The 12,815-nt window shown below is 60.1% G+C and carries 11 protein-coding genes and 1 pseudogene; 7 read left to right on the forward strand and 5 right to left on the reverse strand.

Annotation, left to right across the window (positions count from 1 at the left end; translation table 11 throughout):
• Entirely contained in the window at nucleotides 1-669 is a 669-nt protein-coding gene (locus GH769_RS14425; RefSeq protein WP_020301318.1) for an ABC transporter ATP-binding protein, read from the reverse strand.
• Between the two features lie 274 nt (nucleotides 670-943).
• On the opposite strand from GH769_RS14425, the gene GH769_RS14430 reads away from it, so the two are divergent.
• The 3 genes from GH769_RS14430 (at nucleotide 944) to GH769_RS14440 (ending at nucleotide 5,007) form a co-directional block, all read left to right on the forward strand.
• Nucleotides 944-1,624, forward strand: coding sequence for a histidine phosphatase family protein (locus GH769_RS14430; RefSeq protein WP_019821204.1), 681 nt, complete (start codon nucleotides 944-946; stop codon nucleotides 1,622-1,624).
• A 181-nt stretch (nucleotides 1,625-1,805) separates the two neighbouring features.
• Nucleotides 1,806-3,461: a lipid IV(A) 4-amino-4-deoxy-L-arabinosyltransferase gene (arnT, locus tag GH769_RS14435; protein ID WP_020301319.1), complete on the forward strand. Its 1,656-nt coding sequence runs from the start codon at nucleotides 1,806-1,808 to the stop codon at nucleotides 3,459-3,461.
• 28 nt (nucleotides 3,462-3,489) lie between these two features.
• Complete coding sequence (locus GH769_RS14440; protein WP_020301320.1) at nucleotides 3,490-5,007, forward strand: glycosyltransferase family 39 protein; 1,518 nt, start codon at nucleotides 3,490-3,492, stop codon at nucleotides 5,005-5,007.
• A 59-nt stretch (nucleotides 5,008-5,066) separates the two neighbouring features.
• Here GH769_RS14440 and GH769_RS14445 read toward each other — a convergent pair.
• Nucleotides 5,067-5,231, reverse strand: a pseudogene (locus tag GH769_RS14445) (AMP-binding protein); the annotation flags it as partial.
• A gap of 572 nt (nucleotides 5,232-5,803) precedes the next feature.
• Here GH769_RS14445 and GH769_RS14450 point away from each other — a divergent pair.
• Nucleotides 5,804-6,601, forward strand: a complete 798-nt coding sequence (locus GH769_RS14450; protein ID WP_020301322.1) for a helix-turn-helix transcriptional regulator — start codon at nucleotides 5,804-5,806, stop codon at nucleotides 6,599-6,601.
• A gap of 13 nt (nucleotides 6,602-6,614) precedes the next feature.
• On the opposite strand, the gene GH769_RS14455 is transcribed toward GH769_RS14450, so the two are convergent.
• The 3 genes from GH769_RS14455 to hpaA all read right to left on the reverse strand — a co-directional run bounded on the left by GH769_RS14455 (nucleotide 6,615) and on the right by hpaA (nucleotide 9,709).
• Nucleotides 6,615-7,469 (reverse strand): hypothetical protein, encoded by an 855-nt coding sequence (locus GH769_RS14455; protein WP_239688368.1) that lies wholly within the window; start codon nucleotides 7,467-7,469, stop codon nucleotides 6,615-6,617.
• Nucleotides 7,470-7,506: 37 nt separating this feature from the next.
• On the reverse strand, nucleotides 7,507-8,334 hold the full coding sequence (locus tag GH769_RS14460) for a type III secretion protein (protein ID WP_224796950.1): 828 nt from the start codon (nucleotides 8,332-8,334) through the stop codon (nucleotides 7,507-7,509).
• Nucleotides 8,335-8,848: 514 nt separating this feature from the next.
• On the reverse strand, nucleotides 8,849-9,709 hold the full coding sequence (gene hpaA / locus GH769_RS14465; RefSeq protein WP_014719069.1) for a 4-hydroxyphenylacetate catabolism regulatory protein HpaA: 861 nt from the start codon (nucleotides 9,707-9,709) through the stop codon (nucleotides 8,849-8,851).
• Between the two features lie 128 nt (nucleotides 9,710-9,837).
• Here hpaA and GH769_RS14470 point away from each other — a divergent pair, with 128 nt between their 5' ends.
• From GH769_RS14470 to hpaE, 3 genes are read left to right on the forward strand one after another with little or no spacing between them, the layout of a single operon-like run.
• The gene (locus GH769_RS14470; RefSeq protein ID WP_014719070.1) at nucleotides 9,838-10,503 is read left to right on the forward strand and encodes a fumarylacetoacetate hydrolase family protein; all 666 of its coding nucleotides are present in this window, start codon (nucleotides 9,838-9,840) and stop codon (nucleotides 10,501-10,503) included.
• Entirely contained in the window at nucleotides 10,500-11,270 is a 771-nt protein-coding gene (locus tag GH769_RS14475; protein WP_019821191.1) for a fumarylacetoacetate hydrolase family protein, read from the forward strand. The genes GH769_RS14470 and GH769_RS14475 overlap by 4 nt, the downstream gene beginning before the upstream one ends.
• 5 nt (nucleotides 11,271-11,275) lie before the next feature.
• On the forward strand, nucleotides 11,276-12,736 hold the full coding sequence (gene hpaE, locus GH769_RS14480) for a 5-carboxymethyl-2-hydroxymuconate semialdehyde dehydrogenase (protein ID WP_014719072.1): 1,461 nt from the start codon (nucleotides 11,276-11,278) through the stop codon (nucleotides 12,734-12,736).
• Nucleotides 12,737-12,815: the final 79 nt, after the last annotated feature.

A 12,815-nucleotide genomic window follows, 5' to 3' on the forward strand; every position in this document is an offset into this window, starting at 1 on the left:
TCAGCGCGCGTCCATTGGCACGACACGGCCACGGTGCAGCACCACTTGCCGGTCAAGCCGTGCGGCCAGGCGCGGGCTGTGGGTGACCATCAGCAGGCTGGTGGGGCTGTCCCGCAGCAGGTCCAACAGCAGTTGCAGCACTTCATCGCTGGTGGCTTCGTCGAGGTTGCCGGTGGGCTCATCGGCCAGCAACAAACCCGGTCGCGAGGCCAGCGCCCGCCCGACGGCAACCCGTTGCTGCTGGCCACCGGAGAGTTGCTCGGGGTAACGCCGGAGCAAGTCGCCCAGTCCCAGGCGCTCCACCAATTGCGCTTGCCAGTGCGGGTCGAAACGCCCCGCCAGCCGCGCCTGGAACGCCAGGTTGTCTTCCACGCGCAAGCTGCCGATGAGGTTGAACTGCTGGAAGACCAGACCGATTTGCGTGCGGCGCCAATGGGCCAGTTGCCCTTCGTTGAGTTGGTCGAGGCGCTGCTCGCCGATGCGGATGCTGCCGGCGTCCACTCGGTCCAGCCCGGCTACCAGGTGCAGCAAGGTGCTTTTGCCACTGCCCGATTCGCCCATCAGCGCCAGGCTGCTGCGCTCACCCAGGTGCAGGTCGACGCCGGCCAGGACGGTCAGCGGGCCTTGCGGGGTCGCGTAGTTTTTAACAACACCTTGCACCTGCAACATAAGAACGCTCATCTGAAGGACCAGCAACGAGAATAACGGCTGACGCTCCTGCCCACGCAAATTTTTCACATGGATTTCACCGTCTGCCCATCCACCGAACTTTAAAGTGCCCGCCAACTCGTGGTGACTCACAACTTATTAGTTAATCCAAGTGACACTCCTAACATGCAAGTGTTCAGCAAAAAGACAGCGGCGCTGTGACAGTCTCCTGCCTCACCAAGGGCAACTGCCCAATCGTGCAGCCTTTTTATAAACACAATAAACAGTGCCGAGGATGAACCGCGTGGCAGACATGATCCTGGCCAACCCCCAACCCAAAAGGTCAAGGTTAAAACGCCTGAGAAAATACCGCCTGCACCTGCTTGGCATCAGCGTCACCGCCTTGTTGTTGACGGGCTTTTTATTCTGGCCCAGCTCGCCCCTGGACCTGGGCGTGGGCAATCGCCTGCTGACCTCCGGGGTGCTCGCCAGTTGGCGCGAGGGTGAGCTGGTGGTGCTGGTGCGCCATGAGGAGCGCTGCGACCGCTCTGCCAACCCCTGCTTCGGCCCTGCCGATGGCCTGACCATCAACGGTACTGAACGCGCCGTCGAACTGGGCAAAGCCTTTGATTCATTGGGCATGGCCCTGACCGACGTACTCAGCAGCCCCACCACGCGAACCGCCCAGACGTCACTGTTCATGTTCGGCAAGACCGAACTGTCCCCCGGCCCGCTGGCCATCTGCGGCGACGCCATGGGCGATGAAATCCTCGGCCACAAACAGCCGGGACGCAACCTGATGCTGATCACCCACAGCGCCTGCATGAGCGACTTCCAGACCAGCCTGGGCTTCCCCCACGCAGCCGCCGCCGAGTACGGCAGCGCACTGTTCGTCAAGGTGCTGCCCAACGGCACCTTCAAGGCCATGGGCACCATGAACAGCGAAGAGTGGACCGCCGCACTCAAACAACTTTAATTACACTTGTTTACATATTAAGCCACAACGTGTTCAGCAAAACGACAGCCCTGTTCTGGCATGTTTAGTCGCGCCTGTTAGTTATGTTTTCCTACAACTACTTAGTGACCCTTACGATGCTTCACCCTATTAAGTTAATACCGCCATTGCCCGTACTTGAACGTTATGGAGCGATGTGCGCATGCCCCGCGTAAACCCTCTGGCCTGGCTATTGCTGGGTGTTGCCGTGTTCATCTTGTTGCCCCTGGGCTTTCACGGTTTATGGACGCCAGACGAAACCCGCTACGCCCAGGTCAGCCAGGAAATGCTGATGAGCGGCAACTGGGTGGCGCCGCACTTCATGGGCGTGCGTTATTTCGAGAAGCCCGCCGCCGGCTATTGGCTCATCGCCCTCGGCCAGACGGTGTTCGGTGAAAACCTGTTCGGTGTGCGCATCGCCTCGGTCCTGAGCACAGTCCTGAGCGTGGTGCTGGCCTACCTGCTCGCCCGGCGCGTGTGGAATGACCCGCGCAAGAGCTTTGCCTGCGCGCTGCTCTACCTGAGTTTTGGCCTGGTAGCCGGGCAAGCCGGGTATGCCAACCTCGACCCGCAATTCACCCTGTGGGTGAACCTGAGCCTGGTGGCGTTGTGGTTTGCCCTGGACTGCCGCACGCCACGCGAACGCCTCTGTGCCTGGGCGGTGTTGGGGGTGGCCTGCGCCATGGGGTTCATGACCAAGGGCTTCCTGGCCTGGCTGTTGCCGGTCTTGATCGCCGTACCCTACCTCGTCTGGCAGCGGCGCGTCGGCGAGTTGATGCGCTACGGGCCGTTGGCGGTGCTGGTCGCCGTGCTCGTATGCCTGCCCTGGGCCCTGGCCATCCACTTGCGCGAACCAGATTACTGGCATTTTTTTTTCTGGCATGAGCACATCCGCCGCTTTGCCGCCGACAACGCACAGCATGCGCGGCCGCTGTGGTTCTTCCTGCCGATCATGGTGGTGGCGTGCCTGCCGTGGGCTGCCTTGTTACCCGGCACCCTGCTAAAAACCTGGCAGGAAAAGCGCCAGCCGGTGATTGCCTTTCTCGCCCTGTGGCTGTTGCTGCCCCTGGGCTTTTTCAGCCTGAGCAAAGGCAAATTGCCGACCTACATCATGCCGTGCCTGTTGCCCCTGGCCTTGTTGATGGGCCACGGTTTGATCGACCTGATCAAGCAAGGCAAGGCGCGCCCACTGGTCATCAACGGCGCGCTCAATTTCGTGCTCGGCATGACGGCCATGGTGGCGCTGATTTACCTGCAAATCACCCGCCCGCTGTACGGCAATAGCCATGCGCAGATGTTCAACCTGTCCCTGACGTTTATCGTGCTGCTGGGCTGGATCCTCGCCAACCTGCTGCAAGCGGTGCGCCCGTTGACGTTGTGGGCGATGCCCGCCCTGGGCATTGGCTTGCTGGTGGCCCTGCTACCGGCGGGCATGCCGGCCCTGATCGAAGATAACGAGATGCCCGACCAATTCGTGCTGGAACATCTGGACGAACTGCAACCTACCCGTGCTTTGCTAAGCAATGACCTGGGCCTGGCATCGGCCTTGACCTGGCGCCTGCGCCGGCCCGATGTGGCGTTTTATAACACCCAGGGCGAGCTGCGCTACGGCTTGAACTACGAAGACGCGGCACAGCGCAAGGTCACGCCGGACAGCGTCCAGGCCTGGCTGGTCGAGGCACGCCAACACGGGCCGGTCGGCGTGCTGATGCAGGTCAAGAGCACCAGCGAACATCGCGAAGAAGGGCAATTGCCCCCCGGCGGCAAACGCTATCGCAAGGGCAACCTGGTGCTGACGATTTACCCCCAACAACCTTGAATGCAGCGCCTGCCACAGGGACCACCCCATGAGCTTCTGGAAAACCGAACGCGGCGCCCTGGTGTTACTGCTGGGCACCTCGGCCTTGCTGCTCTTGCTGGGCCTGGGCAGCCGCGACCTGTGGGGGCCGGAAACGCGCTGGGCGAATATCGCCTTGCAGATGCTGCAAAGCGGTGACTACTTCGACCCGTATCTCAAAGGCACGCCGTATTACGACAAACCCCTGCCCTCCTATTGGCTGATTACCGGGTTTGCCCACCTGCTGGGCGGCCTCGGCCCCTGGTCGCTGCGCCTGTCATCGGTGGTTGCCGCATGGTTGAGCATCTGGCTGGTGTACCTGATCGGTGAACGCCTGTTTCGCAGAGGCACCGGGCTGATCGCCGGGTGGATGCTCGCCACCACCTTCTATTTCCTGTTCTGGGCTCGCGTGGCCACCGCCGATGTACTCACCGTGTGTGGCGTACTGGCAGCGGTGTGGTGGTATTGGCGTGGGCCGGATGACACGCGGCTGGGGCGCTACACGGTGTTTTTCCTGTTGCTGGCCGCCACCTCGCTGTTCAAGGGTTTGATCGGTGTGGTGCTGCCGGCGCTGGTGCTGTTGCCACACTTGCTCAGCGAACACCGCTACAAACGCCACCTCAACCTGCGCCTGGTGCTGGCCCTGCTCATCGCAGGCATCGTGTACGCGATTCCCTTTGTACTGTCCCACCGCTACGGCGCCCCCACTTACGGCGAGAGCGGCCTGGAGCTGGTGTTCCGCGAAAACGTGGTGCGTTTCTTCGACCCCTTCGACCATATGGGGCCGATCTACACCTACCTGATTTACCTGCCGGTCTACACCCTGCCCTGGGCACCCTGCTGGATACTTGGCCTGTGGCTGGCCGTGCGCAACTGGCGCAGAGCGCCGCCCAACGTACGCTGGCTGGTGTGGGGCCTGGGCCTGTTGTTTGTATTCTTCACCGCCAGCGGCAGCCGCCGCAGCTACTACGTGTTGCCGCTGGTACCCTTTGCCCAACTGCTCGCCGCCTGGTGGCTGAGTGAACGCCTGCGCAAAAAACCGATGAGCTGGCCGCGCTGGCAAACAGGCTTTGGCCTCAGCGCAGGCCTGCTCTTGCTGGTGCTGGGCGTGATCTACCCTTGGACAAATGGCAACGGCGGCGTTACCCGCTTCGCCGCCGACCTGCAAGCCCAGGCGGAGAAAAGCGCGCCCTGGAACCAATGGCAACTGGTGCTGGTAGAGGTCGACAACAAGCTGCCCATGTACCTGCAAAACCACGGTAAACCTTTCTACTACGTCAGCGAAAGCCAGGACTTCCCGCGCCAGGGCGACAGCGTCGCGTTCATGGCGTGGTTGGAAAAAACCAGCGGCCAGGGATTTGATCCGCAACGCACGATTATCGTCACGCAGTATTCCAAGGACGAGCCGACGCCGTTGGCGTTTTTAGGGGTGGACCATCAGGTGGTGACGACCCAGCCGGATAATGGGGAGCGGTTGTTCAGGGCGCGTGAGGGAGGGAGTGTGGCGTTTGTTCCGGGGATACGCTGAGGCACTGTACTTGCTGGCTTTTGTCATGGTTTGTAAAGGGCCAGCCAGCCGTGTCCCTGGTTCTGCTGGGTCAGGATGGCAACCGGTGCGCTATCGTGCAGCAGATACTCCAGGCGTTCGGCGGGATGGGCCGGGTCCAGCGGCACGTAGCAGGCCTCGGACTTGAGGATCGCCAACAACCCCGCCAGGGTGTCGAGACCACGCCGGGCCAGGATTGCGACTCGCCCACGCGCAGTTGGTCGAGCCAAATGTCTTGTTGGGCGCCAGTGAGGGAGAAGCGGGCCGGCAGGCTGGAGGAATGCTGCATAAGATCCTTCTCATGGGGGGTCAGGCACTCGCCGCGCAGAGGTGGCTCATTACGCCGAAGTTGCCGGATGGGAGCATGGCCGCCGGGGGGGCTGTCACCCGAAACCCGAACATTCAAACGGAGGGATAGGCCTTGGCCGACGGTGCATGGCTGAAATGATTAAAGCGCTGTAGGAGATTGGCTACATCTGATCGATAGTGGCGTTTTTGATACCTCCTGTTTTTTCTATTTTCCTAATGATTTTCAGTAAGTTAAGCAAAACTAAAAATAACTTATGCCTGTACGTAGCCGGCTCAACTCATGAGAAACGTCGGTTTAATGGCGCAGTTTTTATGGCAGCTTGTGTCCCTCGTTCCCGCTACATACGTAGGACAAAGCCCCATGGCTAAATGAAATTTCGAACGCCGAGTTACGTTCAAGCAGTACGGAGCGCCCTGCACAGGCCTTGGGCAACCGTTGACGGTTTTCGACATCAAGGATGAGATGGCTATGAGTCTGACCCCCAGTATTGGCGGCACCTGCGGCCCGCATTTTTTCTATGCCGAAATGGGCGAGTTGATTTCAAACAGCGGCGACGAACATTTCGCCGCCACGATGTTGCAGTTGGTGGGCAAGTGGGTACCGATTCACCTGGTAGACCTCAGCGAATGGACCCTGGATGAACTGCGCGACCGCGTGCTGGGCATCAAGTTACTGGGCAGCGCCGGGGTGAAAAAGGATTTGTCGGTGCCCCAGACCTTGCATGCGCTGAACGACCACCCGCTGTTGCGGCAGATGCTGCACATGCAAGACCCGCTGCTGATCCAGATGAACGCCAAGGCCAACAGCGCGCATCCGCGCGGCACTTCCCACCAATGCAACCTGGTATCGCGCCAGGGCAATCGACGTTGTGTGATTTCGTTCTACCGTCCGCCGACCCAGCAGGGGTTTTCCCTGGCTGAGTTGTCGTTTCTCAAGCGCCTGTCGGACACACTGTTGCCGTTGATGGAGCGGCACGCCCAGAGCCTGCGCCAGGCTCCACGCGCCGAAACTGAGCCGGCCCATACCCTGCTGGAACAATCGCAGTTGCAGCGTGAATTCTACAAACGCTTGTCTTTGAGCGACATCACCCTTTCGGCGCGGGAACAGGAGGTGTGCCTCGGTCTGCTGACCGGCGGTACCGTGCCGCAAATCGCGGAGAAACTCAGTGTCAAAAACAGCTCGATCGAGACCTACCTCAAGCGCGCAGCCGCCAAGCTGGGCGTGAGCGGCCGGCATGGCCTGGCCAAATGGATGGTGGGCGCCTGATAAACACACGACGTTAGAGTAACTTGAGCCCAACCGCGGCACGCCGGTTTGCATCGCCGCTTTCCAGTGGTTGTTTGTGCCCGTATTTGTCCAGGAAGCCGCCCACCACGGCCATCGAATGAAAGCCGCTGGTGACCGTGCCGATAGCGCCGTTCAGGAAGTCCTGGAGGGTTGCGGGCGCCACGAAGTCTTTCAAGCCCAGGCGACGCAAGGCCTGTCCCGGATACTCGCCATCATTGAGGCTGCGTATGGCTGCGGCAAAACTCTTATTAGCCTCCCCGTCATTATTTTCGAGGTAGGCGCGTTTGGCACTGACGGCATATAGAAAGTGTGCATTGACCAGAACATCGTTGGGCCGGTCGGAGCCGAAGTTGGCGCCGGCCGTGGCCTGCTTCAGTTCGTCATGGGTGATGTGCAGCTTGAACCCATCGCGCGTGACAATACGATAGCCGGTGTCGGTGACCACGATGGATTTGTAAATACCGTAAGGGTTATGGCCGAATCTCATCATCACGGCCTTAATGGCGGATATCGTCACGCAATTACCTTCGGTCAATTGGTAAAAGCTTTTGAAAATATCAGTGGGCTTGATGCCCGTATTCGCAGGCGTACCTTTCAAGAATTCGTCACGATTGACGGTGCGGTTATCGGTGACACTCGCAGGCAAAGGTACTGAATCAACGTCGGGTTTCAACCGAGCGGATAACGTGGCCAACAGACGTTCCAACTCGCCTACCAGGCTACTCAGTTGTTTGGCTTCGCTGGCTGGCGCAGGCGGATTGGAAGAAGACACAACAACTGGAGAAGTTACAGCATCGCTCGCCCTGGCATGACCAAGAGCAACAGCATTAACGCAAGACACTAACATGTTGGATAACCTCCTGACACTTACCGAACACTTCAAATTACCCGCGAAGGGTGACTACCTTCAATGACGGTGAAACCGGCGTGTTGTATAACTGGCCCTCCATCACGCCCTCAATAATCACGCCGTTCTTGTTTCTCCCGCCCTTGTCCAACGGCACCCCGACCTGCGCCCCCAAAGCACTGGCCTCGATGACCTGCATATGTTCTTTCAGCCCCAGATAGGACAGCGCCGTGTCACCGTCGATGCCGCCTCCGGCCCCCACCAGTACACCCGGATAACTAGCCTCGGCATGGTACGCGCTGTCTTTTTCATAGTGGCTGAAGAAACGGTCCGCGGCCCTCTCGCGCGCCAGCTCAATGTGCTGGCGCTTGCTCATCACGCCAAACAGAAATTGCGCATCCTTGACCATGCCTTCATCGCCGCCACTGAACTTTGCCGCCCTGGCCGCCAGTTCAAGTTCTTCAACGGTGATTATCAGCTTGAAGCCGTCTCGCATCGTCACGTCATAGTGGTCGCCATGTTTGACGACGTGCTTGAAAATCCCGATAGGGCTTTGCCCGAATGTAGCCATGACAACCTTGATCGCGGCCACGTGCTCCTCTCGGCCCAAGATGCCCAGGTAAGGAAAGTTCTCATACGTGGCACGCAACCCATTGCGCAGGTCGTCAGGCTTTTGCCCTTTGGGTTTTTCAGACATAAACGTAGTGATTGGCTCATAGTTTTTATCTGAAAACATCTCAGCGAGTTCGGTATCAAACGCGCTTCGGGTCTTGGCCAGGTTCGGCCGGTTCATGAAGGGCGCCAATTGTTCTTTCCATACACTTTTAACGGTTGGCACGGTGTCAGGTGCAGTCTGCGTATTCATCAGTGGTCTGTGCGGCGAACTCACAACAGGGGTTGGGTAAGCCACAACGGGTGGCTGGGGTTTCGGCGCCTCATTCTCCCTGCTCATCCATGTTTTAAGTGCCACGACTAATGTACCCAACAACCTCAACAGTTCCCCCAGCTCTGCGTCACGGTTTGAGTTAACGCTTGGGCCAATCGGATAATGTGCCGGTGATTGACCCAAGGGATTGGGTCGATCTGTAACGGGTTGATCAAGGGTTTTATCAGGCTGTGTAAACGTTGAGTGCGCAGGTGAGTAAGCAGGCTGAGTGTGCGTGAGCATTGTAGGAAGTCTCATTTAATTGAAGGAGGACAAGCGAAAACTATCAGGCGCTACTTGCTCACCGCCGCTGCCGAAAGCCTGCACTGAACAAGTACTCATGCGTGGCCAGGCGGTCGGAAAAGTTCCTGCCAGACAGGTAACAACATCCTTCTCGTTCAACGAACCGCTATCAGAAAATTCCTCAGCGTTGCGCTTTTTCTCCGAACAATCCTCAGCGTATCGCCGACTGACGCACCCGATATTCCCCCGGCGTCATCTGCGCGTACCGCAAGAAAAACCGACTGAAATACGCTGGGTCCTTGAACCCCAGTTGGTAGCAGATTTCATTCGCGGAACTGCCGGTAAACAACAGCAGGCGCTTGGCCTCCTGCATCAGCCGTTCAAGGATCAGGCGCTTGGAGGGCAGGTCGGCGATGCGCCGGCACACTTCATTGAGCCGCGCCTGGGTCACGCCAATACCTTGGGCATAACGCGCCAACGGCCAATGTTCCAGATAGTGGGCTTCGATCAGTTCGTTGAAGCGATGGAAGATACGCAGGTCTTCATGGGCTGTCGGACGTGCGGGCTGGGCGTGGGCGCACAGGCGCAGCAGGCGGATCATGATCAGCCTTGTGAGGCTGTCGAGGGCGGCGGCGCGCCCTGCCCGTTCGGCGTTGATCTCACTGCACAGCGCCTCGAAGAGTGGCTCCAGACCCTCGGCGTCGCCAGTCAAGGCCACACATGCGGCACCGCAAGCAAGGCTGGGGTCGGCGTCGATCAAGCTCCACACCAGTTGCTGGCGCACCGTCAACACATGCCCGTCGGCATCGGCCTCGGTGACAAAAGCGTGGGCCACCGTGGGCGGCGTGAGAAAAAACATCGGCCCCGATTCAACGTATTGGTGGTCATCCAGATATACCCGCACCGCGCCACTCTTGACGTAATGCACCTGGAAAAACCGGTCATGGCGATGCACGGCCATATTGCGCCCGAAAAAACCTGCCAGGTTGCCGAGCTTGTCGTAATGCACCTCGGCGTCGCTGTAGCGCTGGTCGTAGACCTGCCCGATGTTGATGTTGGGAATCGGCTTCACGGGGCTCTCTTCTTGTTGTTGTGAGGCCAGCGCAGTGTGCCACGCTTGACGGTAGTTAACATATTAATTATAACGTTAACAACTTAACGAACGGCCTGTGCAGCCGTCGTCACCGCCAGGAGAAACGCATGAGTCGTACCCTGCATGATGTTGCCAGCGGCACCCTGTTCGGCGTTGCGCTGAACTACCAAGGCCTGCTGGACCAGCATCTCGCCGCCTTCCAGCAGGCGCCCTACCAGCAGCCACCGACCAAGCCGGTGCTGTTTATCAAAACCCCCAACACGCGCAATGGGCACGACGGCGTGGTGTTACACCCGCACGGCGAGCGCCTGCAACCGGGCCCGGCGCTGGGCGTGGTGATCGGCCAGCGCGCCAGCCGTGTCAGCCCGGAGAACGCCATGGCCCATGTGGCCGGGTATGTGGTGGTGAATGAATTCAGCCTGCCGGAAGACAGCTACTACCGCCCTGCCGTCAAAGCTAAATGCCGCGATGGGTTTTGCGCCCTGGGCCCACGGCTGGTTGCGCGGGATCAAGTGGCCAACCCCAATCAACTGAGCCTCAAGCTGTTCGTCAATGGCGAGCTGCGCCAGGAAAGCTCTACCGCCCATTGGGTACGCGACATCCCGCAATTGATCGCCGAGATCAGCGAGTTCATGACCCTGTACCCCGGCGATGTGCTGATCACCGGCACTCCGCAAGGCCGCGTGGATGTGCAGCCAGGCGACCAGGTTGAGGTCGACATCACCGGCATAGGCCGACTGAGCAACACCATTGCAGCAGAGGCATCGGCATGAAACGCGCACGTATCCGCTTTGAAGGTGCAACCCACAACGTATTGGTGCAAGCCGACTGCAGCGTGCGCCTGGAGGATGGGCGGTTGCTGGCCGAAGACCAGGTGCAATGGCTGCCACCCGCCACCGGCAACATGTTCGCCCTGGGTTTGAACTACGCCGACCACGCCGCCGAACTGGCCTTTACGCCGCCGACCGAACCGCTGGCATTCATCAAATCGGTGGGCACCTACACCGGCCACCGCCAAGTCACCTGGCGCCCGGACAACGTCGCCTACATGCACTACGAGTGCGAGCTGGTGGCGGTGATCGGCAAGACCGCGCGCAACGTCAAACGCGCCGACGCCCTGGACTACCTGGCCGGTTACACGGTGTGCAATGACTATGCGATCCGCGACTACCTCGAGAATTACTACCGCCCCAACCTTCGCGTGAAAAACCGCGACGCCACCACCCCGGTCGGCCCGTGGATCGTCGACGTGGCCGATGTGCCAGACCCAGGCAACCTGAAATTGCGCACCTGGATCAACGGCGAACTGCGCCAGGAAGGCAGCACGAAAGACATGATTTTCGATATCCCCTACCTCATCGAATACCTGTCCAGCTTCATGACCCTGCAACCGGGCGACATGATCGCCACCGGCACGCCCGAGGGCCTGGCCGATGTGGTACCGGGGGATGAAGTGGTGGTGGAAGTTGAAGGTGTGGGCCGCCTGGTCAACCGTATTGTCAGTGAAACGGAGTTTTTCTCCGCGCGCAAAGAGGCTTGAGCACCATGATCAAACACTGGATCAACGGCCGTGAGGTCGAAAGCAAAGACACCTTTATCAACTACAACCCGGCCACCGGCGAGGCCATCGGTGAAGTGGCCAGCGGCGGTGCCGAAGAAGTCGCGCAGGCCGTGGCGGCGGCCAAGGCCGCGTTCCCCAAGTGGGCCAATACGCCGGCCAAAGAGCGCGCGCGCTTGATGCGCAAGCTGGGCGAGCTGATCGAACAGAACGTGCCACACCTGGCCGAGCTGGAAACCCTGGACACCGGCCTGCCGATCCACCAGACCAAGAATGTGTTGATCCCGCGTGCCTCGCACAACTTCGATTTCTTCGCTGAAGTCTGCACCCGCATGGACGGCCACACCTACCCGGTGGACGACCAGATGCTCAATTACACCCTGTACCAGCCAGTGGGCGTGTGCGGACTGGTGTCGCCCTGGAACGTGCCGTTCATGACCGCCACCTGGAAGACCGCGCCGTGCCTGGCGCTGGGCAATACGGCGGTGTTGAAGATGTCGGAACTGTCGCCGCTGACCGCCAATGAACTGGGGCGCCTGGCGGTGGAAGCCGGGATTCCCAATGGCGTGCTCAATGTGATCCAGGGCTACGGCGCCACCGCCGGTGATGCACTGGTGCGCCACCCGGACGTGCGGGCGATTTCCTTTACCGGCGGCACCGCCACCGGGAAGAAAATCATGCAGAGCGCCGGCCTGAAAAAGTACTCCATGGAACTGGGGGGCAAGTCGCCGGTGCTGATTTTCGAAGACGCCGACCTGGAACGCGCCCTCGACGCCGCACTCTTCACGATCTTCTCCCTCAACGGCGAGCGTTGCACCGCTGGCAGCCGGATCTTTATCCAGGAAAGCGTCTACCCGCAATTTGTCGCCGAATTCGCGGCGCGGGCCAAGCGCCTGATCGTGGGCGACCCCCAGGACCCGAAGACCCAGGTCGGCTCGATGATCACCCAGGCCCATTACGACAAGGTCACCGGCTATATCAAGATCGGTCTGGAGGAAGGCGCCACGCTGCTGGCCGGTGGCCTGGAGCGCCCGGCCAACCTGCCGGCGCACCTGAGCCGCGGCCAGTTTATCCAGCCGACGGTGTTTGCCGACGTGAATAACCGGATGCGCATCGCCCAGGAGGAAATCTTCGGGCCGGTGGTGTGCCTGATTCCGTTCAAGGATGAAGCCGAGGCACTGCAATTGGCCAACGACACCGAATACGGGCTGGCCTCCTACATCTGGACCCAGGACATCGGCAAGGCCCACCGCCTGGCGCGCGGTATCGAAGCGGGCATGGTATTTATCAACAGCCAGAACGTACGGGATTTGCGCCAGCCGTTCGGCGGGGTCAAAGGCTCGGGCACCGGGCGTGAAGGCGGCCAGTACAGCTTCGAAGTGTTTGCCGAGATCAAGAACGTGTGTATTTCCATGGGCAGTCATCACATTCCGCGCTGGGGCGTGTAGCCCAGGCTCAAACAAGCCTCCTGCGGGAGCCGGGCTTGCCCGCGATGCAGGCACCGCGGTCCTTCAGCCGTACCGAGCC

The organism is Pseudomonas sp. CFSAN084952 (assembly GCF_009648855.1).
Classification (GTDB): domain Bacteria; phylum Pseudomonadota; class Gammaproteobacteria; order Pseudomonadales; family Pseudomonadaceae; genus Aquipseudomonas; species Aquipseudomonas paracarnis.

Coding starts and splice junctions, on each gene's coding strand:
- GH769_RS14460 (WP_224796950.1), bottom strand. CDS start 8,334: ATGAATACGCAGACTGCACCTGACACCGTGCCAACCGTTAAAAGTGTA.
- GH769_RS14425 (WP_020301318.1), bottom strand. CDS start 669: ATGTTGCAGGTGCAAGGTGTTGTTAAAAACTACGCGACCCCGCAAGGC.
- GH769_RS14470 (WP_014719070.1), top strand. CDS start 9,838: ATGAGTCGTACCCTGCATGATGTTGCCAGCGGCACCCTGTTCGGCGTT.
- GH769_RS14455 (WP_239688368.1), bottom strand. CDS start 7,469: ATGTTAGTGTCTTGCGTTAATGCTGTTGCTCTTGGTCATGCCAGGGCG.
- GH769_RS14475 (WP_019821191.1), top strand. CDS start 10,500: ATGAAACGCGCACGTATCCGCTTTGAAGGTGCAACCCACAACGTATTG.
- GH769_RS14450 (WP_020301322.1), top strand. CDS start 5,804: ATGAGTCTGACCCCCAGTATTGGCGGCACCTGCGGCCCGCATTTTTTC.
- arnT (WP_020301319.1), top strand. CDS start 1,806: ATGCCCCGCGTAAACCCTCTGGCCTGGCTATTGCTGGGTGTTGCCGTG.
- GH769_RS14440 (WP_020301320.1), top strand. CDS start 3,490: ATGAGCTTCTGGAAAACCGAACGCGGCGCCCTGGTGTTACTGCTGGGC.
- GH769_RS14430 (WP_019821204.1), top strand. CDS start 944: ATGAACCGCGTGGCAGACATGATCCTGGCCAACCCCCAACCCAAAAGG.
- hpaE (WP_014719072.1), top strand. CDS start 11,276: ATGATCAAACACTGGATCAACGGCCGTGAGGTCGAAAGCAAAGACACC.